This is a genomic window from Pseudomonas sp. NFACC10-1 (assembly GCF_900119195.1).
GTDB classification, from domain to species: domain Bacteria; phylum Pseudomonadota; class Gammaproteobacteria; order Pseudomonadales; family Pseudomonadaceae; genus Aquipseudomonas; species Aquipseudomonas cerasi.
In genome coordinates, this window is sequence record NZ_FPJB01000002.1 from 660,727 (window position 1) to 687,386 (window position 26,660).

Genomic DNA, 26,660 nt, shown 5'->3' on the forward strand with positions numbered 1-26,660 from the left:
CACGGAGTCTCTATGTCCAAGCCTCGTACCCGAATTGCTTCGCAACTTGGTATTGCTCTGGCCGTGATCCTGGCGGTGGTTATCAGTGGTAGTACCCTGTTCGCGTTGAGGTCTCTGGACGCGTCCAACCTGGTCATTCGTGAAGAGCACATGTCGAGTGAAGCCAGGCTCCTCGCTGACCAGCTCAACACCTTCCACAGCACGCTGCGCGACAGCACTCAGCGCCTGAGTGGACTGTTCGAAAAACGCTTCGCCGATGGCCTGAGCCTGCAACCCGACAAGCCGGTCACGGTGGCGGGCACGTCCACGCCAGGCCTGTTCCTGCGTGATGCCGTGCTGAACAACGACTTTACCGAAGTCGACGAATTCCGCTCGATGACCGCAGGTGTGGCAACCATTTTCGTGCGCAGCGGCGACGACTTCATCCGTATCAGCACCTCCCTGAGCAAGCAGGATGGCACGCGCGCCATCGGCACGGTACTGGATCGCAAGGGCGCAGCCTACGAGCGTCTGATGGCCGGGCAGAGCTATGTCGGCAAGGCGGTGTTGTTCGATCGCTACTACATGACCCAGTACAGCCCGGTTCGCGACAGCAGCGGCAAGATCATTGCGGCGCTGTTTGTAGGGTTCGATTACACCGATGCACAGAAGACCCAGTTCGATAACCTCAAGAGCTTCCGTATCGGCTCTACCGGCTCGCTGGCGCTGCTCGACGACAAGGGCACCTGGCTGGTGCCACCGGCAGGCGTCAAATCCCTCGACGGTGCCGCGAAGTCAGTGGCCGACCTTGCCAGCAAGCCGGGCAAGGCGCAGTTCTGGGATGACGGTGATGACAACTATTACAGCGTCGGCCAGCCGTTCGCTGGCGGCCCTTGGACCGTCATCGCCAGCATGCCGCGCAAGGAAATCAGTGAAGTGACCTGGCACGTCGGCACGCAACTGGCGATCGGCAGTCTGCTGGCCATGCTGATCGCGGTGATCAGTGCCATCTGGCTGTTGCGCAGCAAGCTGCGTCCACTGTCCGAACTGGTACGCCAGGCCGACGCACTGGGTGCAGGCGACCTCAGCGTACGCCTGAATGTGACCAGCAATGACGAGATCGGGCAGTTGTCGGGCAGCTTCAACAAGATGAGCGAAGCGTTGTCATCGATGGTCGCGCATATCCGTACTGCGGCGCAGGAAGTCAGCACCCGCGCCAACGCATTGTCCGGCCTGTCGGGCGGTGCGTTCGAGGGCATGGAGCAGCAATCCGGCGAGATCACCAGCATGGCCGGTGCGGTCGAAGAGTTCAGCGCCACGTCGATGAACATCGCCGACAACATGGGCAATACCGAACGACTGGCACAGGAAAATGCCCAGCAGACACGCATTGGTCGTACTTCGATGGAAGAGGCTTCGTCGTCGCTGCAACAGATCGCCACTTCGCTGAGCAGCACCGCGAAAGTCATCGACACGCTGGGTCAGCGCTCGCAGGAAATCGGCAGCATCGTCGGGGTGATTACCTCGATTGCCGACCAGACCAACCTGCTCGCGCTCAACGCTGCCATCGAGGCCGCACGCGCCGGTGAGCAGGGTCGCGGCTTTGCCGTGGTGGCTGACGAAGTCCGCAGCCTGGCCTCGCGCACCCGTGAAGCCACCGATGAGATTTCCGGCATGATCGCCAGCATCCAGCAAGAAACCGGCAACGCCATCAGCACCATGCAGCAGGGCAACACACTGATGCAGGAAGGCCTGTCGCTCAACGCCAAAGTGGCCTCCGCACTGGCCCAGATCGACGAGCAAAGCCGCTCGGCCGGTCACCAGTTCGCCGCCATCACCACCGCCACCCAGGAACAAAGCAGCACCGCGACCATGCTCAGCAGCAACCTGCAAAGCATCGCCATGGCCAACAGCGAACAGCGCCAGGTCATGTCCAACCTCGCCATCACTGCTCAGGAGCTGAATGGCCTGGCTACAGAACTGCGTCACGAGGTTGACCGGTTCCGATAAGACTGACCGAACAGTGTGCCAATGCTCGGCGTTGGCACGCTGTACCAGACGCTTGCGTCAGGTTCTGAATATCCGCCAAAGCCTGCTATGCCGCTACAGGCGCCACTCGTGTCACCAAGCGTTTCTGGTCAGTTTGCAGGATTAAAGGCCAGGCACTCGACCCCCCCTATACTCCTCCTACACCCCAATGCGGATGCTTCAACAGGATCTACGGTAAACCCCGCCTCCCTAACCATCGTCAAGGATCCAGACAATGAAGCAATATGTTGAAAACTATCAGCCTACAGAAGGCTTCGCGCCTGCAACCGGCCATGTGGAAGGCGACTCGGTCTCTCCCAAGGCGATGATTTTCCATATCCTGAAAGACCTCAGCAGCGATGTTGAAGTGCTGGATATCGGGTTCGGCTCTGGAACACTGGGCGCGTTGATCAAGGCAAACCCGGACACGGCGCACTGGTCGGTGGACGGCATCGATGGCTGGGAAGCCAACTGCCAGAATTCGCAGCTGCATGAGAACGCTACCTACCGCAACATCTGGCACGGCCTTGCTCAAGAGCTGTCATCCGAGCGGCTGGCCCAGTACCGGATAATCTGTCTGCTGGATGTCGTCGAGCATCTGACAGCCGATACGGCGAGATGGCTGGTGCGCACATTGCTTTCCAGCCTGGGGCCGGATGCCTATCTGTTCATCAGCACGCCACTGTGGTTTTACCCGCAAGAAACTCAACAGACCGGCGATCTTGAGGAACACCTGATCGGCGTGCCTGCTTCGTCGATGATGGCGCTGTGTCCGCATCTGTATGCAGTCAATCAGCCGCTCATCGGCGGGTTCGTGTTCAGTCGCCGCAGCCTGGATTTCGTGGAGTTCTTCCAGCCCACAGCAGATAAATCGTTTTCGTATGAAAAAGGCATGCACGTCGCAAAGGCCGTCGGTATGAAACTCGACCCTAACGTTGCGTACACTATGGATTGACCCTGTAACGTTTCCGCCGCCTGCGGGCGGCAGGGCGGGTGAACAGCCATGAGGCACATGCGACGGGTTCATGGCGAATGCCCGAGCAATATCAAAATACTGATTTATGACACTTTTATTTCAATGAAATCCGCGCTGTGCGATGCTGGCGCCAAGGCCCATGGCCGACTAAAAGCTTAGTAGAGCGTTTCATCCATCCCCGCTCGCTACACGCTGCATCTTTCAATTCATCGCCTGTATAGGCAAACCTCAGGGGGCTTTTCGCATGCTGACCCTGCTCGATTTGCTATCCGCCGTCGCCCTGCTGATCTGGGGCACGCATATCGTGCGCACTGGCATCCTTCGTGTTTACGGTACACAACTTCGTCGTGTCCTCAGCCAGAACATGTCCAAACGACCGCTCGCGTTCATAGCCGGCATTCTGGTGACGGCACTGGTGCAGAGCAGCAACGCCACCGCCATGCTGGTGACGTCGTTTGTCGGCCAGGGGCTGATGACGTTGACGCCTGCCCTGGTGATCATGCTTGGCGCCGATGTCGGCACCGCCTTGATGTCTCGCGTGCTGACCTTCGATCTGTCATGGCTGTCGCCGCTGCTGATCTTCCTTGGCGTAGTGTTTTTCCTGTCGCGCAAGCAGACCCGTGCCGGTCAACTGGGACGGGTCGGTATCGGCTTGGGCCTGATCGTGCTGGCCTTGCAGCTGATCGTCGCGGCTGCCGCACCGATCACCCAGGCGGCGGGGGTCAAGGTGCTGTTCGCCTCGCTGACCGGCGACCTGTTGCTGGATGCGCTGGTGGGCGCCATGTTCGCGCTGATCTCCTATTCCAGCCTGGCGGCAGTGCTGCTGACGGCCACATTGGCAGGCACCGAAGTCATTGGCTTGCCGGTGGCGATCGGCCTGGTGATCGGGGCCAACATCGGCAGCGGCCTGCTGGCCTTTCTCAGTACCAGCATGCAGAACGTTGCCGGCCGGCAGGTGGCGCTGGGCAGTCTGCTGTACAAACTGTTCGGCCTGCTGCTGATCTTTCCGGTGCTCGATCCGCTGGTTGCCTGGATCGACACGCTGGGCTTTAGTCCGCAGGAACTGGTGATCGGCTTTCACCTGCTTTACAACACGGTGCGCTGCCTGATCATGCTGCCAACCGTGGCCCCGATGGCGCGGTTGTGCTCGTATCTGCTGCCCCAGCAGAACGAAGTCGGCGGCCTGGCCAAACCGCGTCATCTGGACCTGACCGCGCTGTCGACGCCCAGCCTTGCGCTGGCCAACGCGGTGCGCGAAACCCTGCGTATGGGCGACCTGATCGAAAGCATGCTCGCCTCGATGCTGGCGGTACTGCGCGGCACGCAAACGGCGGTGACCCAGGAAGTGCGCCGCCTCAACGATGACGTCGAAGCGCTGTACAGCGCGATCAAGCTGTACCTGGCGCAGATGCCGCGTGAAGACCTCGGCGAGCACGACAACCGGCGCTGGGCCGAGATCATCGAACTGACCATCAACCTGGAGCTGGCCAGCGGCCTGATCGAACGCATGTTGCGCAAGATCCAGCAGCAGAAGACGGCACATCGCCGGTCGTTCTCTGAAGTCGGTCTTGAAGAGCTTGCGGATCTGCAGATTCAATTACAGTCGAACCTGCGCCTGGGCCTTTCGGTGTTCCTCAGCGGCGATCACGAAAGCGCGCGTCAGTTGTTGCGCGAGAAGCGCCAGTTCAGGGCCGAGGAGCGACGCCTGGCGCACGCCCACGTCAGCCGGCTGCGCAACAAGGTGGTCCAGAGTATCGAAACCAGTTCGCTGCACCTGGAACTGATTGCCGACATGAAGCGTCTGAACTCGCTGTTTTGCAGCAGCGCCTACGTGGTGCTGGAAACCGCTGACACAGGAGCCTTGTCGAGCGAGGTCGAGGCCGACAGATCGCTATGAACGTAAGGGCCGAGGTGAAGTCTGTTAAACATACCGGCCCGCCAGGAAAGCTGTTTTATGCGTTGCCTGCTGTTCGCTTGTCTGCTCCTCGGTTCACTCCCCTCATTCGCCCTTGACCGTCTCCAGGTCGAGGGCTACCTGCTGCCCAATGGTTTGCAAGTCATTCTCAAACCCGGTTACGACAAGGGTCACGTCGCCATCCGCCTGGTGGTAGGTATCGGCTTCGATGACTTCCCGTGCCAGGACAAGGAACTGCCGCATCTGCTGGAACACCTGCTGTTCAGCGGCGTGGATGACAGCGGCGAAGGCGGGCTGGAGGAGCGTATGCAGGCACTGGGCGGCGAGTGGAACGCCTTCACCAGCAACGCCGACACCACCTTCGTGATCGAAGCGCCTGCGCGCAACCAGCGCAAGGTGCTCGACCTGCTGCTGGAGATCATGACCAAAACCGAGCTGAGCCAGGCGCGGCTGGACGGCGTCAAACGCGTGGTCGAACGCGAAGATGGCGGGCATTTTTCGCACTTGCAGCGCCTGCTTGACCGGCGTGATTCCGGGCGCAGCGCCAGCAGCCAGCTGGCCGTGGAGCTGGGCCTCAAATGCGCTGAACGTCCCGAGGTGGACGGCATCCAGCTGGAGCATATCGAAGACATCTTCGCCAACTGGTACGCCCCCAACAACATGACGCTGATTGTGGTGGGTGATCTGGACAAGCTGCTGCCAGCCTATCTGGAGCGCACCTACGGCAAGCTCGCCCCCACCGATCCGATCGACCACCCGCCACTGGCGCAGGGCAGCGGCTCGGCCGAACCGCGCCGCGAGCTTGAGCGCGGCGGGCTGGGCGAGAGCGCCAAGCTGCACCTGATCTACCCAGAGCCGCAGCTCGACGACCAGCACGACGAAACCTGGGAACTGGTCAAAGCCTATCTGGACTGGACGCTCTACACTGAGCTGCGCCTGAAACACAGTTTGTCCTACGGCCCCTCGGCAGAGCGCGAAGTGTTCGGCGATGTCGGGTTTTTGAGCCTGAACGCCGATGTCGAACGTGACGATGCCGATGAAGCCGAGCGCGACATTCGCGGTCTGGTCGAGCGCCTGCAAAAAGACGGCATGCAGCCCGCTACGTTTGCGCGGCTGCAACAGCTCGCCATTGACCGGCAGTCATGGGCCACACAAGGCAATAGCGCGCTGGCCGACTACTATTGGAGCGCGCTCAACGATTATGAAAACGGGCGCTTCGAGGATCCGGCCAAACGGATCAAGGCGGTGAAGCTGGAAACGGCCAATCAGGCGATGCGCCAATTGCTTGCCCAGCCGGGTTACATGCGCATTGAAAAGCCATTGTTCAGTTATGACGGTCTGTATTGGCTGATTGGCGGAGTACTGGGTTTCATAGCACTGCTGGCCCTGTGGCGCTGGCGTGTACGCAGCAAATAGAATCCTGACACCAAACTGCACCCCGGGTGCAGGCTCCGCGCTGCGTTTGTTACACAGCGCGTTTTTTGTATGAACAGAACCGAGTGACCCCTCCGATGCTTGACGTGAATCGCTATGTGACACCCGTGCTCAACTTGATGCAGCGCTACCCGGGGCTCATTGCAGCGTTTGGTTTCGTTTCCGGTATCGCCAGTTTCATTCTGGTCGATCGCCAGGCAGGGCTGGCCACCTGGATTGCCGTGGTGATGCTGATCAGCTGGCTGTGGCTGATGGTCGAAAACACTATGGTCGGGTTGCTCAACAAGGCGCTGGGCCGCGAGATTCCGCAGGGCTTGCTGCGCTACGGCACGCAGATGATCCATCAGGAAAGCCTGTTCTTCGTGCTGCCGTTCTTTTTCATCACCACCACCTGGAACAGTGGTCAGGCGGTATTCACTGCGGTGCTCGGCGCCGCCGGGCTGATCTCAATCATCGACCCCCTCTACTACAAGTGGCTGGCGCCCAGACGCTGGCTGTTCATGACGTTGCACACTCTGACGCTGTTCGCGGCACTGCTGACCGCGCTGCCGATCATCCTGCACCTGACCACCGCCGAGAGTTACAAACTGGCGCTGGGCGTGGCGATGCTGCTGTCGGCGCCCAGCCTGATGTCCAACTTCCCGCTCAACACCTGGCGCAGCGCACTGGCCGTGATCAGCATCATCCTGGCCATCGGCGCGGCGGGCTGGTTGCTACGCTCCTGGGTGCCGCCTGCGACGCTGTGGTTGACTGAAGTGGCGGTGAGCCCGGACTTCGATAACAAGAACCGTACGCCGGGCGACAGTATTTCGCTGATCAGCGCCAAGCAACTGCGCAACGGCGGCCTGTATGCGTACACCGCCATCAATGCGCCGCGCGGGCTGGACGAGCGTATCTACCATGTGTGGTGGCATGAAGGCGAAGAGATGGACCGCATCGCGCTGGATATCCACGGCGGCCGTAAGGAAGGCTATCGCGCCTGGACGCGCAAGCAAAACTTCCCGGAGGACGTGACAGGACGCTGGCAGGTGAGGGTGCTGACCGAGGACGGCCAGATGATCGGCGTGCTGCGTTTTGTCGTCACTGACAATGACCAGCCAGCAGTCAAGCGACCTACCGGGCGGATAATCAAGCTCAAGCCGGGCGGCGACTCGGCCGAAGAGACTACGCCTGAGTCCGCACCGGCTGATGAGCCGAAGCAGGAGAAGCAGGAGGCTGCGCCTGCCGAAGCAGCCCCCGCGGAGTCTGCGCCTCAGGCTCCGGCGCAGTAATGTTTCAGGTCGCGGTCGCGCCGAAGAACCAGTAGCAGACGAAGATCGCGGCCACGACACCGGAAAACTCGGCCAGCAGCGCGCAGCCCACCGCATGGCGAGCGCGCTGAATGCCCACGGCGCCGAAGTACACGGCAAGGACGTAGAACGTGGTCTCGGTGCTGCCCTGAATCGTGGCAGCGGCCAATGCAGCGAAGCTGTCCACGCCCTGGGTCTGCATGGTTTCGATCAACAGGGCACGGGCGGCGCTGCCCGAGAAGGGTTTGACCATCGCGGTCGGCAACGCATCGACGAAGCGCGTGTCCAGCCCCAGCCACTGCACCAGATGCCGAATGCCTTCCAGGCCGAAGTCCAGCGCGCCGGATGCGCGCAGCACGCCCACCGCACAGAGCATGGCGACCAGATAAGGCAGCAGGCTCTTGGCGACGTCGAAACCTTCCTTCGCACCTTCGACGAAGGCCTCGTAGACCAGCACCTTGCGTAGCGTGCCGATGATCAGAAACATCATGATCAGGCCGAACAGCGTGAGGTTGCCCAGAATCGACGACAGACCCGCCAGCGCAGCCGCCGACAGCGTGCCGAGAAAAGCCATGAAGGTGCCCAGCAACAGGGCGCCGGGGATGAGGTAGGCGAGCACCACCGGGTCCCACAAGCGCAGACGCTGCATGAACGCGACCGACAGCAGGCCGACGATGGTCGAGACACTGGTGGCCAGCAGGATCGGCAGGAATACCAGGGTCGGGTCAGGCGCACCTTGCTGGGCGCGGTACATGAAGATCGTCACCGGCAGCAGGGTCAGGGATGAGGCGTTGAGCACCAGAAACAGGATCTGCGCGTTACTGGCGGCGGTCTTGCTCGGGTTGAGTTCCTGTAGCGAGCGCATGGCCTTCAGGCCAATCGGCGTGGCGGCGTTGTCGAGACCCAGCGCGTTGGCGGCGAAGTTGAGGGTGATCAGCCCCAGCGCAGGGTGGCCGGGCGGCACCTCCGGCATCAGGCGCAGAAACAGCGGCCCGAGGACCTTGGCCAGCCAGTCGACGATGCCGGCCTTCTCGGCGATGCGCAAAAAGCCCAACCACAGGGTCAGTGTGCCGAACAGCAGCACCATGACCTCGACCGACAGCTTGGCCATGGCAAAGATACTTTCGACCATCGCCGCAAAAATGCCGGCGTTGCCGCCCACCAGCCACTGCACCAGCGCGGAAATCGTCGCCACGACAAAAAAACCAAGCCACAGGCCATTGAGCATCGGATAAGTCCCCCACAAGAAGCGGGGATGATAGCGGCGGGGTGCGCCGGAGGGAAATCGGCAGCTGCTGAAAGAGTCGTAGGAGCGATAGGTGCACGAGAACACGGTCGTTTTGTGACGCTCTGCGGCGCACATTCAGGATAGGACGCAGAGCGTCCAGAACAGCATTCCCACGCGGAGCATGGGAACGATGAAGCCTTGAGATCACTATCGTGCCAATGCTCTGCGTTGGCATGCAGGTCGTGACGCTCTGCGTCACATATCCGTTGCGCTACGCACGCTCAGGATAGGACGCGGAGCGTCCAGAACGGCATTCCCACGCGGAGCATGGGAACGATGAAAGCCTTGAGATTTCTATCGTGCCAATGCTCCGCGTCATCAGGGCTATGCGGGGTATCTTCAGCGCCCGGCCAGCAGCTCCTGGCCGCGAACGACGGCAGCGCGGACCTGTTCGGGGGCGGTGCCGCCAATGTGATTACGGGCATTCACCGAACCTTCCAGGGTCAGCACGGCGAAGACGTCCTGTTCGATCTGGTTGCTGAACTGACGCAGCTCTTCCAGGCTCATCTCTGCCAGGTCCTTGCCGGTTTCCACACCGTATTTCACCGCGTGACCGACGATCTCATGGCAGTCACGGAACGGCAGACCACGGCGGACCAGATAGTCGGCCAGATCGGTGGCGGTCGAGAAGCCGCGCAGCGCTGCTTCACGCATCATCGCGTGCTTGGGCTTGATCGCAGGGATCATGTCGGCGAATGCACGCAACGAATCACGCAGCGTATCGGCGGCGTCGAACAGGGGTTCCTTGTCTTCCTGGTTGTCCTTGTTGTAAGCCAGGGGCTGGCCTTTCATCAGGGTCAGCAGGCCCATCAGGGCACCGAACACGCGGCCGCTCTTGCCGCGAACCAGCTCAGGAACATCGGGGTTCTTCTTTTGCGGCATGATCGAGCTGCCGGTGCAGAAGCGGTCCGGCAGGTCGATGAACTGGAACTGCGCACTGGTCCAGAGCACCAGCTCTTCCGAAAAGCGCGACAGGTGCATCATTGCGATGGATGCAGCCGAGCAGAATTCGATGGCGAAGTCGCGATCCGATACGCCGTCCAGCGAGTTGCCGCCCACCACCTCGAAGCCCAGCAGTGTGCAGGTCAGCTCGCGGTCGATCGGGTAGGTCGTGCCCGCCAGCGCCGCGCTGCCCAGCGGCATGCGGTTGAGACGCTTGCGGCAATCCACCAGACGCTCGTAGTCGCGGCTGAGCATTTCGAACCAGGCCAGCATATGGTGACCGAATGTTACCGGCTGGGCCGTTTGCAAGTGGGTGAAACCGGGCATGATGGTTTCAGCTTCACGCTCGGCCTGGCCCAGCAGACCTTGCTGCAGACGTGTGATTTCGCTGAGGATAAGGTCGATTTCGTCGCGCAGCCACAGACGGATATCGGTGGCGACCTGATCGTTGCGGCTGCGACCAGTGTGCAGCTTCTTGCCGGTAATACCGATGCGGTCGGTCAGGCGTGCTTCAATGTTCATGTGCACGTCTTCCAGATCGACGCGCCAGTCGAACTGGCCAGCCTCGATCTCGGCCTGGATGGTGTTCAGGCCGTCAACGATGGTATCGCGCTCGGCGTCGGTCAGTACGCCCACCTTGGCCAGCATCGTAGCGTGGGCGATGGAGCCCATGATGTCGTGGCGATACAGGCGTTGATCGAAGGTGACGGAGGCAGTGAAACGCGCGACGAACGCGTCGACGGGTTCACTGAAGCGGCCGCCCCAGGACTGGTTGGTCTTGTCGGTGCTCATGGATTCGCTCGTTGCTGACTGAAAGTGACGTGCCCGATACCTGGCACAAGAACGAACGCGATGATAACAGGGTTGATGCATTTTTATCCCCGGACAGCTTGCCGCTGACGAGGCCAGGGCAGAGACTGGAGCCATGCGAATCGAACCTGTGAAACATGATGCCCGGCCCGCGCCCGGCAAAGACTTTTTCCTCCCTGAACTGTGCCTGCCGCAGGCATTGCTGGTGCTCGTCGTGCTGGCCGAGCTGCTGGTGCTGGTTCTGGTGCTGGTGGAACCGATGCGCAGCGGCTTCGACTGGGTACGCCTGGCGTTGATGTCGCTGTTCGTGCAATGGATCGTGCTGCTGTCGGCAGCGCTGCTGTGCGGGTTGCGCCCTTGGCTGGCGCGATTGACGCCGGGGCTGGCGGGCATGCTCAGTTGCCTGCTGGTGGTCGGTCTGACGCTGCTGTGCACAGCCGTCACCGACGTCTGTCAGCTTACCGGGCGAATTTCGGTCAGCGGCATGGTCGAGCGTTATCTGCGCTACTCGACGATTGCCCTGATCATGTCCGCCCTGATGCTGCGTTACTTCTATCTGCAGAGTCAGTGGCGCAAGCAGCAACAGGGCGAGCTGCGCGCCAGGATCGAATCGCTGCAGGCGCGCATCCGCCCGCACTTCCTCTTCAATACACTCAACAGTATCGCCAGTCTGGTGGCCAGCAACCCGGTCAAGGCCGAGCAGGCGGTGCTCGATCTTTCGGACCTTTTTCGTGCCAGTCTGGCCAAGCCGGGCAGCCTCGTGACATGGGGTGAGGAGCTGGCATTGGCAAAACGATATTTATCGATTGAGCAATATCGTCTTGGCGAGCGTCTACAGTTGGACTGGAGGGTGAGTGCAATTCCCGATGACTTGCCAATCCCCCAGCTAACCTTGCAGCCATTACTTGAAAACGCTTTGATTTATGGCATTGCTCCGCGGGTCGAAGGGGGCGTTGTAACGGTCGAAGCGAACTATGAAGGGGGAGAGTTCATATTGAGCGTCAGCAATCCCTATGAAGAAGTTGCCAATCGGCAGACTTCCAACGGTACTCAGCAGGCTCTGACGAATATAGGCGCACGAATTGCGGCACTTTTTGGCCCGCATGCCAGTCTGAGCGTGGAGCGCCGTGACGGTCGTCACTACACCTGTCTACGCTATCCTTGTGCGAGACTCACGCAGGAAGCCAGAGCTATATGAATGTCCTGATCGTTGATGACGAACCCCTGGCCCGCGAGCGATTGAGCCGCATGGTCAATGAAATCGAGGGTTATCGAGTACTGGAACCCAGCGCGTCCAATGGCGAAGAAGCCTTGGCGCTGATCGAAACCCACAAACCGGACGTAGTGCTGCTCGATATCCGCATGCCGGGTCTCGATGGCCTCCAGGTCGCAGCCCGACTGTGCGAGCGGGAAGCACCGCCTGCCGTTGTGTTTTGCACCGCCCACGATGAGTTCGCCCTGGAAGCTTTTCAGGTCAGTGCGGTGGGCTATCTGGTCAAGCCTGTGCGTCCCGAGCACCTTGTCGAAGCGTTGCGAAAAGCCGAGCGGCCGAACCGCGTGCAACTGGCGGCGTTGACCCGCCCGGCAGCCGAAAGCGGATCAGGGCCACGCAGCCACATCAGCGCGCGTACCCGCAAAGGCATCGAGCTGATTCCCCTGGATCAGGTGATCTACTTTATCGCCGATCACAAATACGTGACCTTGCGTCACGAGGGCGGCGAAGTGCTGCTGGACGAACCGCTCAAGGCACTGGAAGACGAATTCGGTGACCGTTTCGTGCGCATCCATCGCAATGCGCTGGTGGCCCGCGAGCGCATAGAACGGTTGCAGCGCACCCCGCTGGGGCATTTCCAGCTGTTCCTCAGAGGGCTCAATGGCGATGCGTTGATCGTCAGCCGCCGCCACGTAGCCGGTGTCCGCAAAATGATGCAGCAGCTCTAGCGCCTCGCCGCTCTGGAGCCTCTGCGCCCAGACCGAGTCATGGAACGGAAGAGAATTCCGGCTCCATGTGCTTTTCGGCTGGCCTACGCGCAGCCTTTCCCATGCGCCCCTCAGGCACTGCCGATTGATTGATCGGCTCAGTGTCTGACGCAAGTTGCAATCAGCGCCGAAGCCGCCCTGACCGGGATTGAGCTGTTATTATCCGTCGCATTTACTCAGTACGGATTGTTCAATGTCCTCTCGCGAAATCCGCATCGCCACTCGCAAAAGCGCGCTGGCACTCTGGCAGGCAGAATACGTCAAGGCCCGCCTGGAACAGGCCCACCCCGGCCTGCTCGTGACGCTGGTACCCATGGTCAGCCGTGGCGACAAATTGCTCGACTCCCCGCTGTCGAAAATCGGTGGCAAAGGCCTGTTCGTCAAGGAGCTGGAAACCGCGCTCCTGGAAAACAACGCCGACATCGCCGTGCACTCGATGAAAGACGTGCCAATGGACTTCCCACAAGGCCTGGGCCTGTTCTGCATCTGCGAGCGCGAAGACCCGCGCGATGCATTCGTTTCCAACACCTTTGCCAGCCTGGACCAGTTGCCGGCCGGCAGCATTGTCGGCACCTCCAGCCTGCGCCGTCAGGCCCAATTGCTGGCGCGTCGACCCGATCTGCAGATCCGCTTCCTGCGCGGCAACGTCAATACCCGTCTGGCCAAGCTGGATGCCGGTGAATACGACGCCATCATCCTCGCCGCCGCTGGCCTGATCCGCCTGGGTTTCGAAGACCGCATCACTTCCGCAATCAGTGTCGACGACAGCCTGCCAGCCGGTGGCCAGGGCGCGGTGGGTATCGAATGCCGCAGCGTCGACGCCGAAATTCATGCACTGCTTGCCCCTTTGCATCATGAAGACACTGCTGTGCGCGTGATTGCCGAGCGTTCGCTGAACAAGCACCTCAACGGTGGCTGTCAGGTGCCGATCGCCTGCTACGCCGTGCTGGAAGGCGATGACGTTTGGTTGCGCGGCCTGGTGGGCGATCCGTCCGGCAGCGTGTTGCTGCACGCGGATGCCCGGGCACCTCAGACATCTGCTCAGGCACTGGGTGTGCAGGTGGCCGAAGCGCTGCTGGAGCAGGGCGCCGCCGACATCCTGAAAGCGGTCTACGGCGAGGCCAATAACGAATGAGTGGCTGGCGTCTGCTGCTGACCCGCCCGGCCGAAGAGTCGGCAGCGCTGGCCAGGGTGCTGGCCGAGGACGGTATCTTCAGCAGCAGTCTGCCCCTGCTTGAAACCGAGCCTTTGCCCTTGACGCCTGCACAGCGTTCGATCATTTTCGAGCTGCTCAATTATTGTGCAGTGATCGTGGTCAGCAAACCTGCCGCGCGACTGGCCATCGAGCTGATCGATGAAGTATGGCCGCAACCGCCCCTGCAACCCTGGTTCAGTGTGGGTTCAGCAACCGGGCAGATACTGCTCGACTACGGGCTGGATGCGAGCTGGCCGGAGCAGGGCGACGACAGCGAAGCCTTGCTTGAACTGCCGCGCCTCAAACAGGCAATTGCCGTACCGGGAAGCTGTGTGTTGATCATGCGCGGTGACGAGGGACGCGAACTGTTGGCCGAGCAACTGCGAGGGCTGGGGGTGGGGGTTGATTACCTGCCGCTGTATCGTCGCTACCTGCCGCAACATGCGCCCGGCGCCCTGGCGCAACGCGTCGCTGTGGAACGCTTGAACGGGCTGGTGGTCAGCAGTGGGCAGGGTTTTGAACATTTGCTTCAGTTGGCGGGGGATTCATGGCCGGTCCTGGCCGATCTGCCGCTGTTTGTACCGAGCCCCAGGGTTGCCAGCATCGCGCGGGCAGCCGGAGCAAGGACCGTTATTGATTGTCGTGGCGCCAGCGCCGCGGCATTGCTGGCAGCGTTGCGGGAACAACCTCAGCCTGCCGTCAAGGCGTAATGATCGACACCTGTCGTTTACGCTATTACGCCAAAATGCAAAGGATGGGATACGTGAGCGAAACAGCCTTGCCTAAAGACGAAGAATCGGTGTTGAAAACGCCTGCATCCAAGCCTGAGCCAGTCCGCACCGAGCGCACCGGCAGCCGCAACAGTGGCCTGGTGTTTCTGGCCTTGCTGCTGGCAATTGCCGGTATCGCCGTCGCCGGCTGGGGAGTCTGGCAACTGCGCATGTTGCAGGCCGGGCACCAGCAGCAGCGCGGACAGGTCGAGGATATCGCCGAACAGACCCTGGTACTGGCGCAGAATGACCAGCAGCTGAGCGCACGCATCGCGCAATTCCCGCCAGCCAATCAGCTGGAAGACAGTCGACGTCTGGTCGCGCAACTGCAAGGCGATCAGCAGCGCCTCAGCCAGAGACTCGAAACCGTACTGGGGGCGAGCCGCAAGGACTGGCGTCTGGCCGAGGCCGAGCATCTGCTGCGTCTGGCCAGCCTGCGTCTTTCAGCGCTGCAGGACATCAACAGTGCACAGGCGCTGGTTCAGGGTGCCGACGAAATTCTGCGTGAGCAGGACGATCCGGGCTCCTTCGCTGCCCGCGAGCAATTGGCCAAGAGCCTTGCCGCCCTGCGCAGCATCGAGCAGCCGGACCGCACCGGGCTGTTTCTGCAACTCGCAGCTCTGCGTGAGCAAGCTGTACAGCTCAACAAGCTGGCCCCCGAATACGAAGACAAGGGCGAGTCACTGTTGGGCCTGACCGCCGACAAGACCGAATCCAGCCGGTGGACGCAGTGGTGGGACGAGATCTCCCATTACTTCCGCATCGATTTCAACGCCGACAAGGACATCCGCCCGGTACTCGCCGGCCAAAGCCTTTCGCAGGTGCGTCTGGCGCTGAGCCTGGCGCTGGAGCAGGCGCAGTGGGCAGCGCTTAACGGCGAGCCCGAGGTTTATTCCAAGGCCATCACTGAAGCGCAAAACGTTCTGAAAGCCAACTTCGATCAGGACGATCCACAGGGTAAAGCGCTCGGCCAGGGGCTTGATGCTGTCGCCAGCCAGCCGGTATCGGTGAAGACACCGGATCTGGCACCGACCCTGAGCGCCGTGCAGGCCTACCTTGAACGCCGTCATGCCGCCGGCCAGCCAGCCGAGGCGCAACAGGGGACCAGCCGATGAAGCGCTTCTATGTGCTGTTATTCATCGCGATCGCCGCTGCGGCGTTGATCGGTGTCGCCATCGCCGAGCACTCCGGTTACGTCCTGATCGCCTATCAGAACTTCCGCTACGAATCGAGCCTGTGGGCGACCCTGGCGCTGCTGGTCGCCGCGTTGCTGGTGATCGCACTGCTGAGACTGTTGATCAGCCTGCTGACGACTTCGGGCCGCGTGGTTAACCCATGGTCGCGCCGCAACCGCCGTCGTCGCGTGCAAATGGCTATCGAGCAAGGCCAGATGGACCTTGCCGAGGGCCGCTGGTCCAGCGCTCAGCGTCATCTGCAACGCGCGGCCGAAGCCGATACTCACCCGCTGCTCTACTACATCGGCGCTGCACGCGCGGCCAACGAGCAGGGTCGTTACGAAGACTGCGATGCCTTGCTGGAACGTGCGCTCGAGCGTCAGCCACAAGCCGAGCTGGCAATTGCCCTGAATCACGCCCAGCTGCAGCAGGATCGCGGCGACACCGAAGGTGCGCTGACCACGCTGCTGGCCATGAAAGAGCGTCATCCGCACAACCCTCAGGTGCTTCGTCAGTTGCAACGCCTGTATCAGCAGCGTGGTGACTGGTCCGACGTGGTCCGCCTGATGCCGGAACTGCGCAAGGACAAGGTTCTGCCAGCCAAGGAGCTGGCCGAGCTGGAACGCCGCGCCTGGGGCGAGAACCTGAGCCTGGCGGCGTACCGCGAGGGCATCGAAGGCGCACCGACCGGTCTGCCTTCTCTGGAGAGCGCCTGGCAGGGGCTGGCCTCTGCGCAACGCCAGGAGCCGCAACTGGTGCTGGCGTACGCCGATCAATTGCGCCGTCTGGGTGCCGAAGCTCAGGCTGAAGAGGTGCTTCGTAGCGCCCTCAAGCGCGAGTACAACAGCCATCTAGCGCGTCTGTACGGGCTGGTTCGCGGCAGTGACCCGCTCAAGCAGCTGCAAACGGCGGAAGGCTGGCTCAAGCACCATCCGGCTGATCCAAGCCTGTTGCTGAGCCTGGGACGTATCTGTCTGCAAGGCCGACTGTGGGGCAAGGCGCGGGATTATCTGGAGAGCAGTCTGCGCCTGGAACGCAATCCCGAAACCTGCGCCGAGTTGGCTCGTCTGCTGGGCCAACTGGGTGAGACGGATCGCAGCAATCAGCTGTTTCAGGAAGGCCTGGGCCTGCTGGACGAGCGCCTTCTGTCGCGGCCCCTGCCGGTACTGACCAAGGCTTGAAACCACCGGAGAGTCCTAGGTCAGGGCTCTCCGTGCTGCCTCACCAGCCCGTCAAGATCAATGCGTAAGAATCGTCCTACATACATGGGTAAAAGAACCACGCAGCGGTGTGTTCTTTTTCCTCGGTAAACAGCGACGCATCCGTATGCCGCCACCTTGAATGCGCCGCACCCTTTCCTCTACCGTAATCGTCTCGTCCTTTGTTACGGATTTGCCATGTATCTGGCTCGCACACGCTTCCTGTTTTTCCTGGCATCGCTGGCCTGTGCATCAATCATTGGCGTCGCCTTCTACCTGCAGCAAGCTTTCGGTCTCGACCCTTGCGCGCTGTGCATGGTGCAACGGGCTGCATTCATCGTCTGTGGCGTGCTGGCGCTCTGTGCTGCCTGCCACGCATCTGGCCCGACAGGCACGCGGCGCTACAGTCTGGGGCTTTTGCTGGTCGCCCTGGCCGGGCTTGCTGCAGCAGGCACACAGGTGTGGTTGCAGACCGCCTCGGCCGATCAATTGATACCTGTTATTACCAGACTGGAGCAGGTATTGAGCCTGCTCTCCCTGGACATGTGCATCGACCGACTGCGAAGCGACGCGCTGTTTTGCGCCGAGATCACCTGGACACTGTTCGGCATCAGCCTGCCGGAGTGGAGTCTTCTGGCATTCACGGGTCTGGCGCTGTTACCGCTGTATCCTCTTTTCAGCGAATTCAGCCACTGGCTGGCGACCAGAGATCGGGGCGGCTATTAAACGCTTGTATGAACTTTATCTCCTGCGTACCTTGATGGCCTTGTCGAGCGGGCATAATCTGGGCCGCACGCGTCACTGGAAATATGCTGTCCTGACGCATTTATCAGGCCAGGTCCCGGCCAATCACCCGGACCGGCCCAGGACTGCATGCCCCTGAAGGGAAGAGAGAAGACCATGCTGGAAAGTTGTCAGAATGCTCAGGAACGCTGGGGCGGAGTGAACAAGCTGATCGATCGCTGGCTTCAAAGCCGTCTCGAACTGGTCGAAGCCTATGACGCGCTGGGCGACACGCCCGAAGCGTTGGCAGCCGACCTTGAAGGTCTGCAGAACTTCTGCGGGATTCTTGTGGATTACGTCTCCGCCGGGCACTTCGAAGTCTACGAACAGCTGGGTGATGAAGCCCGGGCGTTCAATGACGAGCGTGGGCTCGAGCTGGCAGACACGATCTATCCACGTCTGGACGTCATCACCAAGTTTGCCCTCACGTTCAATGATCGCTGCGACAAGGGCGACTGCTCGGATGCGGCGGTAGTAGCACGGGAATTCAATCAGCTGGGGCAATTGCTGCACGAGCGTTTCGAGCTGGAAGACTGCCTGATCGAAGTGCTGCACAACTCGCACAAGGAAGAGATCGCCGCTCAGGCGTGATCTTGTCGGTGCCAGCGCTACACGCCAAGGGTGCTTATTGCACCCTTTCGCATTTCTGAACGCCGGCTTTACGCCCGCTTACTGCGAAACCGCAACCAGCTCGATTTCAAATACCAGCGGTGTAAACGGATCGATCAGATCGCCAGCGCCCTCGGCGCCATAGGCCTGATCCGAAGGAATGACCAGACGCCACTTCGCGCCGGTCGGCATGTTCTGCAAGGCGCTGGTCCAGCCGCTGATCACACTGTCGAGCCGGAACCACTGGGGCTGGGTGCTCTGATCGAAGATCGTGCCGTCCGGCAAACGACCGACGTAACGCACCTCAACCCGGCCGTCGGCACTGGGCTTGGGGCCGGTGCCAGGAGTCAGCTCGGTCATGAGAATCCCGTCAGCCAGCACCTTCACACCCGGCTTGGCGTTCTCGCTGTCCATGAACGTGCGCTCGGCCTTGAGGGCCGCCTCGGTCGGCGCATCCGTACCGGCAGTCTCGGCCTGAGCGATAGCGGCATCATGCTCGCGCAGAATCTGGTCGATGCGCTCCTGCTTGAGCGCCAGCGGCTTGCCCTGATAAGCCTGCTGCAAGCCTTCCACCAACGCCTTGAGGTCCAGGTCAGGGACTTCCTGATGCAACCGCTCGCCAAGGCTTGCGCCCAGGCTATAGGCGAGGTCGTGGCCGTCACTGGACGCAGGTGGCGACTCGGCGGCCTGAGCCAGGGGTAGCAAGAGGAACAACGACGTTAACAGGTAGCGCGACATTAATGCTCTCCGGCCTGGGAAGGCAGCGATTATGCCTGCGCCAGCGCGAGTAGTGACGAGTCTTGTGACGTGAATTTCACAATGCCTTTGCATCGTGCCGAGCAATCATTTCTCTCAGTATGCAACAGGGACCCATGGATGCTGTCAAGATGCCCTAGCGGCGATGCGCGCAGAAGCCTAGTATGAGCCGCAATTTCGTCACCCAGGAGGTAAGTCATGTCGGCCAAAAAGAAGCCAGTAAATACTCCGTTGCATTTGCTCCAACAATTATCGGGCAGCTTGCTTGAACATCTGGAAGACGCCTGCTCCCAAGCCTTGGCTGATGCCGAGAAACTGCTCGCCAAGCTTGAGAAACAACGCGGCAAGGCACAGGAAAAACTGCACAATTCCCGCATCAAACTGCAGGATGCTGCCACCGCCGGAAAATCCAAGGCGCAGGCCAAGGCCAAAGGCGCCGTGTCCGAGCTGGAAGAGTTGCTGGACGCTCTCAAGGATCGTCAGACCGAAACCCGCACGTACATCCTGCACCTCAAGCGTGATGCCCAGGAAAGCCTGAAACTGGCCCAGGGTATTGGTCGCGTAAAAGAGGCGGTCGGCAAGATCCTGACCACTCGCGATGCCAAGCCTGTCGCGCCTAAAGCCGTCGCCAAGGCACCTGTTGCCAAGACACCTGCTGCCAAAGCCCCCGCAAAAACTGCAGCGAAAGCGCCGGTTAAAGCGGCCGCCGCCAAGCCAGTCACCAAAGCCGCAGCCAAGCCTTCCGCAGTTGCCAAGCCAGCGGTCAAAACCGCTGCTGCCAAGGCCCCGGTAAAAGCCGCCGCCAAACCTGCCGCCCGCACGACTGCAGCAGCCAAGCCTGTCGCAGCCAAGACCACTGCCACCAAGCCGGCTGCCGCCAAGCCGGTTACCGCCAAGCCTGCTGCAGCCAAGACCACTGCCACCAAGCCGGTTGCAGCCAAGCCTGCCGCCACCAAGGCGCCGGCTGCCAAGGCGCCGGCTGCCAAGCCTGCGGCGAAAGCGCCTGTGAAAGCGCCCGTCAAGGCACCGGCCAAAGCACCTGCCAAGGCACCTGTGAAAGCAGCAGCCAAGCCTGTCGCCAAACCTGCGGCGAAGCCAGCCGCCGCCAAACCGGCCACGCCAGCGCCTGCTGCTGCAGCCAAGCCGACGACGCCTGCACCTGCTGCGCCAGCCGCCGCACCGGCAACCCCTGCCAACGGCGCAACGCCAACCAGCGCTTCCTAAGTCTGGTCGACGGCATGTCCAACCGCGATGCGCAGCACATCCAGCGCATCGCGGTTTTTTTCTGCATCCCCTTCGGCAAGTTCGAGCAGCCACTCCTCTGCATTCCTCGCCTCACCTGCCGGCCAATCCCCGGTCAGTGCCTCAAGCTTTATCACCAGGCTCTGTTCGGCCTCCAGTTCCAGCGCCTTGACCTTCATCCGTAATGTAGTCAGCAACGCATCTTCAAGCGCAGCAATGCGCCATTGGTTGCGCAAATCCCGTAGCGGACGCACCACATCGTCATGCCAGGGTGTCGCCAACTGCTTTATTTGCGCGACTCGCTGAGCGTTGCACGCCACGTCGCGCGTACCCAGCCACACCCCGCAAAGCACCATGCACACGTTGGCCCCGTTGGCTTGCAGCGTCAGACAAGCCTGTTCCACACCCGGTCGGGCGTAGAAATCGAGGGTGAAACTCCAGAGCGCTGAAGGCATAGTGATCCACCTGTTCAGGACGAAGCTGGTAGACTCCGCCGCCATTATGATTCGACTTCAAAGCCTTACCTTACAGCGTGGTCCGCAACGTCTGCTAGAAGACGCCGAGCTGACTCTGCACGCCGGCCATAAAGCCGGCCTGATCGGTGCCAATGGCGCCGGTAAATCCAGCCTGTTTGCCCTGCTGCGTGGAGAGCTGACGCCGGATGCCGGCGACTGCCTGCTGCCCGCCGACTGGCGTATCGCGCACATGCGCCAGGAGGTCGACACGCTCGAACGCCTGGCCGTGGATTACGTGCTCGATGGCGACGAGCGCCTGCGGGAAGTACAGAGCTCGCTGGCCGAGGCCGAAGCCGCGCAGGACGGCGCCGCTCAGGCACGTCTGCATTCGGAGCTCGACAGCGCCGACGGTTACACCGCCGACGCACGCGCTCGCAAGCTGCTGGCCGGGTTGGGCTTCACCAACGAACAGATGGAACGTCCGGTCGGCAGTTTCTCCGGTGGCTGGCGTATGCGCCTGAACCTGGCGCAGGCATTGATGTGCCCCTCGGACCTGCTGCTGCTCGACGAACCGACCAACCACTTGGACCTTGACGCCATTCTGTGGCTTGAAGACTGGCTCAAGAGTTACCCCGGCACCTTGCTGCTGATTTCCCACGACCGGGATTTTCTGGATGCCGTGGTCGATCACATCGCCCATGTCGAGCAACGCAAGATCACCCTCTATCGCGGCGGCTACAGCGCGTTCGAGCGGGCCCGTGCCGAACGTCTGGCGCAACAGCAACAGGCCTACGAAAAGCAGCAGGCGCAACGTGCGCACATGGAAAAGTACATCGCACGCTTCAAGGCCCAGGCTACCAAGGCCCGTCAGGCACAAAGCCGGATCAAGGCGCTGGAGCGCATGGAAGAGCTGTCGGCCGCGCACGTCGACTCACCGTTCAACTTCGTTTTCCGTGAGTCCGACAAGATCTCCAGCCCATTGCTGGACCTGTCCGACGCGCGCCTGGGTTATGGCGACAAGACCATCCTCGAGAAGGTCAAGCTGCAACTCACGCCCGGTGCACGCATCGGCCTGCTGGGTCCGAACGGCGCAGGCAAGTCGACGCTGATCAAAAACCTCGCCGGCGAGCTCGAGCCGCAAAGCGGTCGGCTGGTGCGTGGCGAAAACCTCACCGTGGGCTACTTTGCCCAGCATCAGCTCGACTCACTGGACGCCAAGGCGACCCCGTTGCTGCACTTGCAGCGCCTGGCACCGACCGAGCGTGAACAGACGCTGCGTGATTTCCTTGGCGGTTTCGACTTCCGTGGCGCGCGCCTCGATGAGCCGGTGCTGAATTTCTCCGGTGGCGAGAAAGCCCGCCTGGCGCTGGCACTGATCGCCTGGGAAAAGCCCAACCTGTTGCTGCTCGATGAACCGACCAACCACCTCGACCTGGAGATGCGCCTGGCGCTGACCATGGCCTTGCAGGAGTTCGGTGGTGCGGTACTGGTGGTGTCTCACGACAGGCACTTGCTCAAGAGCACGACCGATGACTTCCTGCTGGTGGCCGACGGCCGCGTACAGGAATTCGACGGCGATCTGGATGACTACACGCGCTGGCTGGCCGATTACCGGCTGCGCAACGCGCCGGTCAGCAACACGCCCGTCAACGCCGACAAGACCGACAAGAAAGCCCAGCGCCAACAGGCAGCGGCCTTGCGTCAGCAACTGGCACCGCACAAGCGCGAAGCCTACAAGCTGGAGCGTGATCTCGGGCTGGTGAATGAAAAACTCGCCAAGGTCGAAGAAGCGCTGGCCGACAGCACCAACTACGAGGCTGCCAACAAGGACAAGCTACGCGATCTGCTGGCCGAACAGGCCAAGCTGAAAGTGCGTGAATCCGAGCTGGAAGACGCCTGGATGCAAGCGCTGGAACTGTTGGAATCAATGCAGGCCGAACTGGAAGCATTGTCGTGAGCGAGGCAGGGAAGTGATGGACATGTTGGGCTTGCCGGTATCCGCGTACTGGCTTGAACCGCTGCTGGTGGGTGCGCAGATTCTGCTGATCCTGTTGGCCGGTTACGTACTGCAACGCATCGTCGGTGGTTTTCTGACCGGTCTGGGCGAGCGTTATCCGTTGCCGCCAGAATTGCTGGTCCCGGTTCGCGGCGGCCTGCGCTGGTTGATCATGGGCAGCGCCTTTGTTCTCGTCCTCGGCCGACTCGGGGTATCGGCTACGGTGCTGTGGACCGCACTGTCCGGCTTCGTCGCCGTAGCGGCGGTGGCGTTCTTTGCAATGTGGAGCGTGCTGTCGAACCTGCTCTGCGCCATTCTGATCTTCACCATCGGCCCGTTCCGCATCGGTGACATGGTCGAGCTGGTCGATACGCTGGACAAGCCGGGCGTGAAGGGGCGGGTGGTCGCCATCAATCTGATGTTCACCACCCTGATCGAGACCCCGGAAGCCGGTGGCGCGCTGGTCCAGGTGCCCAACAGCCAGTTTTTCCAGAAGTCAGTGCGCCGCTGGCGTGGCAGCGATCTGTTTCCGCAGATGGTGGTCGCAAAGCAGCCGGATGAGCAGGATTAGAAATCGTTAGCCTTGCAAAGCATTAAGCACTAATTTATTGCGCATTCGACTTTGTATGAGGTGCACGATGGCGCTTGAAACGTGGCTGGGCTTTTTTGCGGCCTGCTGGATCATCAGTCTTTCCCCCGGCGCGGGCGCCATCGCTTCGATGTCCTGCGGCCTGCAATACGGTTTCTGGCGGGGCTACTGGAATGCCCTGGGCTTGCAGATTGCGTTGGTGGCACAGATCGCCATTGTCGCGGCAGGTCTGGGTGCAGTGCTGGCGGCCTCGGATATGGCGTTCACGCTGATCAAGTGGTTCGGCGTCGCGTATCTGGTCTATCTCGGCATCAAGCAATGGCGCGCTTTGCCAGCCGACCTGGCCGATGAATCTGCCGTGCGCCCGGTGGGCAAACCGATGACGCTGGTCTTGCGCGGCTTTCTGGTGAATATCAGCAACCCCAAGGCACTGATCTTCATTCTGGCGATCCTGCCACAGTTCATCGACCCGGCCGCTCCGCTGCTCATCCAGTACGCGATCATCGCAGCGACCATGGTGGTGGTCGATCTGATCGTGATGGCGGGCTACACCGGGCTGGCATCCAAGGTGCTGCGCCTGCTCAAGACGCCTCGCCAGCAACGTCGCATGAACCGCACCTTCGCCAGCCTGTTCGTAGGCGCGGCAGGTTTCCTCGCGACGTTGCATCGCGGTACGGCCTGAAAACGTGTCGGTCTCGAGCCCTGAACAGACATACGTTCTGTTCAGGGCGATTGAAGGCCAAACGTAAGATTCTGTAACAAAAATAGACCTCGACTATTGAGTAGTGCCGTTGCGGCGTTAACAATGCAACGCTTCGCATTCCCGTCGAGATTCTGCAATGCCCGTCCGTTCTCGTTTTCTTGCCTGGTTACTGTTGCCGCTTCTGGCGCTGGGCAGCTGCATTGCGCTGGCCGACCCGGTCGAGGGTGCCGCCCAGGCGCTGCATCTGCTGGACTACCTGGGGGCCGATTACCCGGCGACCGTGGCGGACGGCAAGGTTGTGGACACCGTCAAGTATCAGCAGCAGGTCGATAACCTGACTGCGTTGCAGGGCCTCGTCGTTGCCTTGCCGCAACGCGCCGAGCGTGATGCTCTGGAGCAGGCGGTAAACCAGCTGAAAAGCGCTGTGGCAAGTCGACAGGACGCTGCGCAGGTCACTCGTCAGGCGCGGCAGTTGAGTGCGAAGCTCGCGCTTGCCTACGAGGTCAGTCAGGCCCCGGCCATTACGCCGGACCCCGCCCGTGGCGCGCCTTTGTACGCCCAGCATTGCTCGGTGTGCCATGGCGACAGCGGTGCAGGGGATGGACCGGCAGGTATCGGCCTGGAACCGCCACCCTCGAACCTGCGGGATACTGCGCGGCTGGATCGCCTGAGTCTCTACGACCTCTACAACGCAACCGGGCTAGGCATTGCCGGCACCGATATGCCCGCGTTCGCCGACCAGCTGGACGATCGCCAGCGCTGGGACATCGCGACGTATATCGCCAGCTTCAGCGCACAACCGGTCGCCCAGCCTGCCAAGACCTTCAACCTCGCCGATCTGGCTCGCCAGACACCGGCCGAAATCCAGGCTGGCGAAGGTCCGGACGCTACCGCCACCTTCCGGGCCCAGCGCGCGCAGCCACCTCAGGTACAGCGCGGCCCGGCGCAACTGCTGGATTACACCAGTGTAACGCTGGACAAGAGCCTGGCAGCCTACAAGGCCGGTGATCGCGAGCAGGCCTATGATTTGTCGGTCGCGGCGTATCTGGAGGGTTTCGAGCTGGTCGAAAGCTCGCTGGATAACGTCGACGCCAATGTGCGCAAGGACACTGAAAAGAGCCTGATGGCTTACCGGCAGTCCTTGCAGGACAGCATGCCGCTACCTCAGGTCGCGCAGAAACTGGAAGCAGCCAAAGGCAAGCTCAAGGAGTCGGCGGACCTGTTGGGCAGCGACGGCCTGAGCCTGTCGCTGAGCTATATTTCGGGCCTGCTGATCCTGCTGCGTGAAGGGCTGGAAGCGATTCTGGTACTGGCGGCGATTCTGGCGTTTCTGCGCAACACCGGCCAGCAGTCTGCCGTACGCAGCGTCAACATCGGCTGGGGTCTGGCGCTGCTGGCCGGGCTGGCCACCTGGGCACTCGCGGCGTATGTCATTGACGTCAGCGGCGCGCAGCGTGAATTGCTGGAAGGCGCCACCGCGCTGTTCGCCAGTGTGATGGTGCTCTGGCTCGGGGTGTGGATGCATGATCGTCGTCACGCCGCTGCGTGGCAGGACTACGTCAAAAGCAGTCTGGTCGGCGGCGGCGGTCGTTTCGGCTTCGCGGTGCTGGCGTTCTTCTCGGTGTATCGCGAGTTGTTCGAAGTCATCCTGTTCTACGAAACCCTGTGGCTGCAGGCCGGACCGGCCGGGCACGATGCCGTGCTGGCGGGGGGTGCCACGGCGCTGGTGCTGCTCGTAGGCCTGGCGTGGGTCATCCTGCGCGGCTCGGCGAAGCTGCCGCTGTCGCTGTTCTTCGGCATCAATGCTGCGCTGCTCTGCGCACTGTCAGTGGTGTTTGCCGGTCACGGCGTCAAGGCGCTGCAGGAGGCGGGGATATTCGGCACAAGGCCGGTGCCGTTCTTCGAGTTCGACTGGCTGGGCATTCACGCCGACCTGTACTCACTCAGCGCACAGGCCATCGCCTTGATCGCCATTGCAGTGCTGTACGGCAGAAGTCGTCTGGCCGAGAAGCGCAGGCTGCAAACGGCAGGCTGACGTTTTGCCTGCCAGGGACAAGTGGTGCTCACCGCTTGTCCCTGCTTCCCCCCCAGCGCTGTTGCGATTCGCCGTCTCACTTTCCCGCCCTGTACAAAAAACCACCTGTTACTTCTACCAGTAGACGCCCTTTTTCTTCAGGCCTAGTGTAGCGAAACGCCAACTCGGCTATCGGGTACTGGCGCATTTACCTGACAACGGGGTGGGTGATGGCCAAGTATGAGATTCGGTTGTGGGCTGAAGACATTGAGGAACATGACCATCCTGAAATAGCCATTGAATTTTATGAAAACGATGACCTGCAAGAACACGCCTGGGTCAGGCTGCACCCGCAGGGAAAACACAAGATTCGCGGCGAACTGGGCAGGGATGAGGAAGTGCTGACGGCTCTGGCGCTGGCCTTCAGGAAGAAAGTGGCTGAGTTGGCCGATTGGTAACTTTACTGTTGATAACCTGAGGCACGGCGGGCAATAAAAAAGGTTCGTTCAAACGAACGAACCTTTCAATTTGAC

23 protein-coding genes and 1 pseudogene are annotated in these 26,660 nt (G+C 61.3%); 20 read left to right on the forward strand and 4 right to left on the reverse strand.

Annotated features, from left to right (window positions below):
- Positions 1-12 precede the first annotated feature (12 nt).
- The 6 genes and pseudogenes from BT119_RS27735 to BT119_RS07695 form a co-directional block, all read left to right on the forward strand.
- Positions 13-1,134: pseudogene (locus BT119_RS27735) on the forward strand (Cache 3/Cache 2 fusion domain-containing protein); the annotation flags it as partial.
- Between the two features lie 132 nt (positions 1,135-1,266).
- Positions 1,267-1,989 (forward strand): methyl-accepting chemotaxis protein, encoded by a 723-nt coding sequence (locus tag BT119_RS27740; protein ID WP_371676484.1) that lies wholly within the window; start codon positions 1,267-1,269, stop codon positions 1,987-1,989.
- A gap of 253 nt (positions 1,990-2,242) precedes the next feature.
- On the forward strand, positions 2,243-2,962 hold the full coding sequence (locus tag BT119_RS07680; protein ID WP_003367692.1) for a class I SAM-dependent methyltransferase: 720 nt from the start codon (positions 2,243-2,245) through the stop codon (positions 2,960-2,962).
- Between the two features lie 265 nt (positions 2,963-3,227).
- The gene (locus tag BT119_RS07685; RefSeq protein WP_003367694.1) at positions 3,228-4,880 is read left to right on the forward strand and encodes a Na/Pi cotransporter family protein; all 1,653 of its coding nucleotides are present in this window, start codon (positions 3,228-3,230) and stop codon (positions 4,878-4,880) included.
- Between the two features lie 57 nt (positions 4,881-4,937).
- On the forward strand, positions 4,938-6,314 hold the full coding sequence (locus BT119_RS07690; protein WP_046718748.1) for a M16 family metallopeptidase: 1,377 nt from the start codon (positions 4,938-4,940) through the stop codon (positions 6,312-6,314).
- A gap of 95 nt (positions 6,315-6,409) precedes the next feature.
- Entirely contained in the window at positions 6,410-7,603 is a 1,194-nt protein-coding gene (locus BT119_RS07695) for a DUF5924 family protein (protein WP_003367700.1), read from the forward strand.
- Between the two features lie 4 nt (positions 7,604-7,607).
- On the opposite strand, the gene BT119_RS07700 is transcribed toward BT119_RS07695, so the two are convergent.
- Positions 7,608-8,849, reverse strand: coding sequence for a nucleoside recognition domain-containing protein (locus BT119_RS07700; RefSeq protein ID WP_003367703.1), 1,242 nt, complete (start codon positions 8,847-8,849; stop codon positions 7,608-7,610).
- Between the two features lie 399 nt (positions 8,850-9,248).
- Complete coding sequence (gene argH, locus BT119_RS07710) at positions 9,249-10,643, reverse strand: argininosuccinate lyase (protein WP_024641407.1); 1,395 nt, start codon at positions 10,641-10,643, stop codon at positions 9,249-9,251.
- Positions 10,644-10,776: 133 nt separating this feature from the next.
- Here argH and BT119_RS07715 point away from each other — a divergent pair, with 133 nt between their 5' ends.
- From BT119_RS07715 to BT119_RS07755, 8 genes are all read left to right on the forward strand, one after another.
- Positions 10,777-11,859 (forward strand): sensor histidine kinase, encoded by a 1,083-nt coding sequence (locus BT119_RS07715; protein WP_003318424.1) that lies wholly within the window; start codon positions 10,777-10,779, stop codon positions 11,857-11,859.
- A complete protein-coding gene (locus tag BT119_RS07720) occupies positions 11,856-12,602 on the forward strand; it encodes a LytR/AlgR family response regulator transcription factor (RefSeq protein ID WP_003367710.1) in 747 nt (248 codons plus the stop codon). The genes BT119_RS07715 and BT119_RS07720 overlap by 4 nt, the downstream gene beginning before the upstream one ends.
- Positions 12,603-12,834: 232 nt before the next feature.
- Complete coding sequence (hemC, locus tag BT119_RS07725) at positions 12,835-13,776, forward strand: hydroxymethylbilane synthase (RefSeq protein WP_003318426.1); 942 nt, start codon at positions 12,835-12,837, stop codon at positions 13,774-13,776.
- Positions 13,773-14,546, forward strand: a complete 774-nt coding sequence (locus BT119_RS07730) for a uroporphyrinogen-III synthase (protein ID WP_072365267.1) — start codon at positions 13,773-13,775, stop codon at positions 14,544-14,546. Before hemC ends, BT119_RS07730 begins: the two co-directional genes overlap by 4 nt.
- 53 nt (positions 14,547-14,599) lie before the next feature.
- Positions 14,600-15,721, forward strand: coding sequence for a uroporphyrinogen-III C-methyltransferase (locus BT119_RS07735; protein WP_003432677.1), 1,122 nt, complete (start codon positions 14,600-14,602; stop codon positions 15,719-15,721).
- Positions 15,718-16,962: a heme biosynthesis protein HemY gene (locus BT119_RS07740; RefSeq protein WP_003367721.1), complete on the forward strand. Its 1,245-nt coding sequence runs from the start codon at positions 15,718-15,720 to the stop codon at positions 16,960-16,962. Before BT119_RS07735 ends, BT119_RS07740 begins: the two co-directional genes overlap by 4 nt.
- 216 nt (positions 16,963-17,178) lie before the next feature.
- Positions 17,179-17,706 (forward strand): disulfide bond formation protein B, encoded by a 528-nt coding sequence (locus BT119_RS07745; RefSeq protein ID WP_054082309.1) that lies wholly within the window; start codon positions 17,179-17,181, stop codon positions 17,704-17,706.
- Positions 17,707-17,880: 174 nt separating this feature from the next.
- Entirely contained in the window at positions 17,881-18,354 is a 474-nt protein-coding gene (locus BT119_RS07755; RefSeq protein ID WP_003432684.1) for an Rsd/AlgQ family anti-sigma factor, read from the forward strand.
- Between the two features lie 78 nt (positions 18,355-18,432).
- Here BT119_RS07755 and BT119_RS07760 read toward each other — a convergent pair whose 3' ends face one another.
- The gene (locus BT119_RS07760) at positions 18,433-19,110 is read right to left on the reverse strand and encodes an FKBP-type peptidyl-prolyl cis-trans isomerase (RefSeq protein WP_072365271.1); all 678 of its coding nucleotides are present in this window, start codon (positions 19,108-19,110) and stop codon (positions 18,433-18,435) included.
- A 216-nt stretch (positions 19,111-19,326) separates the two neighbouring features.
- Between BT119_RS07760 and BT119_RS07765 the strand changes: the two genes are divergently transcribed.
- Positions 19,327-20,352 carry an AlgP family protein gene (locus tag BT119_RS07765; RefSeq protein WP_072365273.1) on the forward strand — a complete coding sequence of 342 codons (1,026 nt, stop codon included), beginning with the start codon at positions 19,327-19,329 and terminating at the stop codon, positions 20,350-20,352.
- Here the strand turns inward: BT119_RS07765 and BT119_RS07770 are convergent.
- Complete coding sequence (locus tag BT119_RS07770; RefSeq protein ID WP_072365275.1) at positions 20,349-20,825, reverse strand: TIGR02444 family protein; 477 nt, start codon at positions 20,823-20,825, stop codon at positions 20,349-20,351. The two genes, BT119_RS07765 and BT119_RS07770, sit on opposite strands and share 4 nt — an antisense overlap.
- 46 nt (positions 20,826-20,871) lie before the next feature.
- Between BT119_RS07770 and BT119_RS07775 the strand changes: the two genes are divergently transcribed.
- The 5 genes from BT119_RS07775 (at position 20,872) to BT119_RS07795 (ending at position 26,585) form a co-directional block, all read left to right on the forward strand.
- Entirely contained in the window at positions 20,872-22,782 is a 1,911-nt protein-coding gene (locus tag BT119_RS07775; RefSeq protein ID WP_072365367.1) for an ATP-binding cassette domain-containing protein, read from the forward strand.
- A gap of 16 nt (positions 22,783-22,798) precedes the next feature.
- A complete protein-coding gene (locus BT119_RS07780; RefSeq protein WP_002551363.1) occupies positions 22,799-23,392 on the forward strand; it encodes a mechanosensitive ion channel family protein in 594 nt (197 codons plus the stop codon).
- Between the two features lie 67 nt (positions 23,393-23,459).
- Positions 23,460-24,092 carry a LysE family transporter gene (locus BT119_RS07785; protein ID WP_011266152.1) on the forward strand — a complete coding sequence of 211 codons (633 nt, stop codon included), beginning with the start codon at positions 23,460-23,462 and terminating at the stop codon, positions 24,090-24,092.
- Between the two features lie 157 nt (positions 24,093-24,249).
- Positions 24,250-26,148, forward strand: coding sequence for a cytochrome c/FTR1 family iron permease (locus tag BT119_RS07790; protein WP_060708468.1), 1,899 nt, complete (start codon positions 24,250-24,252; stop codon positions 26,146-26,148).
- Positions 26,149-26,357: 209 nt separating this feature from the next.
- The gene (locus BT119_RS07795) at positions 26,358-26,585 is read left to right on the forward strand and encodes a hypothetical protein (RefSeq protein ID WP_003367743.1); all 228 of its coding nucleotides are present in this window, start codon (positions 26,358-26,360) and stop codon (positions 26,583-26,585) included.
- Positions 26,586-26,660: the final 75 nt, after the last annotated feature.

Excerpts from the sequence above, each read along its gene's own strand:
- BT119_RS07695 (WP_003367700.1), top strand. The coding sequence starts at position 6,410 with ATGCTTGACGTGAATCGCTATGTGACACCCGTGCTCAACTTGATGCAG.
- BT119_RS07765 (WP_072365273.1), top strand. The coding sequence starts at position 19,327 with ATGTCGGCCAAAAAGAAGCCAGTAAATACTCCGTTGCATTTGCTCCAA.
- BT119_RS07785 (WP_011266152.1), top strand. The coding sequence starts at position 23,460 with ATGGCGCTTGAAACGTGGCTGGGCTTTTTTGCGGCCTGCTGGATCATC.
- BT119_RS07715 (WP_003318424.1), top strand. The coding sequence starts at position 10,777 with ATGCGAATCGAACCTGTGAAACATGATGCCCGGCCCGCGCCCGGCAAA.
- hemC (WP_003318426.1), top strand. The coding sequence starts at position 12,835 with ATGTCCTCTCGCGAAATCCGCATCGCCACTCGCAAAAGCGCGCTGGCA.
- BT119_RS07760 (WP_072365271.1), bottom strand. The coding sequence starts at position 19,110 with ATGTCGCGCTACCTGTTAACGTCGTTGTTCCTCTTGCTACCCCTGGCT.
- BT119_RS07690 (WP_046718748.1), top strand. The coding sequence starts at position 4,938 with ATGCGTTGCCTGCTGTTCGCTTGTCTGCTCCTCGGTTCACTCCCCTCA.
- BT119_RS07745 (WP_054082309.1), top strand. The coding sequence starts at position 17,179 with ATGTATCTGGCTCGCACACGCTTCCTGTTTTTCCTGGCATCGCTGGCC.
- BT119_RS07720 (WP_003367710.1), top strand. The coding sequence starts at position 11,856 with ATGAATGTCCTGATCGTTGATGACGAACCCCTGGCCCGCGAGCGATTG.
- BT119_RS07795 (WP_003367743.1), top strand. The coding sequence starts at position 26,358 with ATGGCCAAGTATGAGATTCGGTTGTGGGCTGAAGACATTGAGGAACAT.
- argH (WP_024641407.1), bottom strand. The coding sequence starts at position 10,643 with ATGAGCACCGACAAGACCAACCAGTCCTGGGGCGGCCGCTTCAGTGAA.
- BT119_RS27740 (WP_371676484.1), top strand. The coding sequence starts at position 1,267 with ATGGCCGGTGCGGTCGAAGAGTTCAGCGCCACGTCGATGAACATCGCC.
- BT119_RS07790 (WP_060708468.1), top strand. The coding sequence starts at position 24,250 with ATGCCCGTCCGTTCTCGTTTTCTTGCCTGGTTACTGTTGCCGCTTCTG.
- BT119_RS07685 (WP_003367694.1), top strand. The coding sequence starts at position 3,228 with ATGCTGACCCTGCTCGATTTGCTATCCGCCGTCGCCCTGCTGATCTGG.
- BT119_RS07755 (WP_003432684.1), top strand. The coding sequence starts at position 17,881 with ATGCTGGAAAGTTGTCAGAATGCTCAGGAACGCTGGGGCGGAGTGAAC.
- BT119_RS07780 (WP_002551363.1), top strand. The coding sequence starts at position 22,799 with ATGGACATGTTGGGCTTGCCGGTATCCGCGTACTGGCTTGAACCGCTG.
- BT119_RS07700 (WP_003367703.1), bottom strand. The coding sequence starts at position 8,849 with ATGCTCAATGGCCTGTGGCTTGGTTTTTTTGTCGTGGCGACGATTTCC.
- BT119_RS07740 (WP_003367721.1), top strand. The coding sequence starts at position 15,718 with ATGAAGCGCTTCTATGTGCTGTTATTCATCGCGATCGCCGCTGCGGCG.
- BT119_RS07770 (WP_072365275.1), bottom strand. The coding sequence starts at position 20,825 with ATGCCTTCAGCGCTCTGGAGTTTCACCCTCGATTTCTACGCCCGACCG.
- BT119_RS07730 (WP_072365267.1), top strand. The coding sequence starts at position 13,773 with ATGAGTGGCTGGCGTCTGCTGCTGACCCGCCCGGCCGAAGAGTCGGCA.
- BT119_RS07775 (WP_072365367.1), top strand. The coding sequence starts at position 20,872 with ATGATTCGACTTCAAAGCCTTACCTTACAGCGTGGTCCGCAACGTCTG.
- BT119_RS07680 (WP_003367692.1), top strand. The coding sequence starts at position 2,243 with ATGAAGCAATATGTTGAAAACTATCAGCCTACAGAAGGCTTCGCGCCT.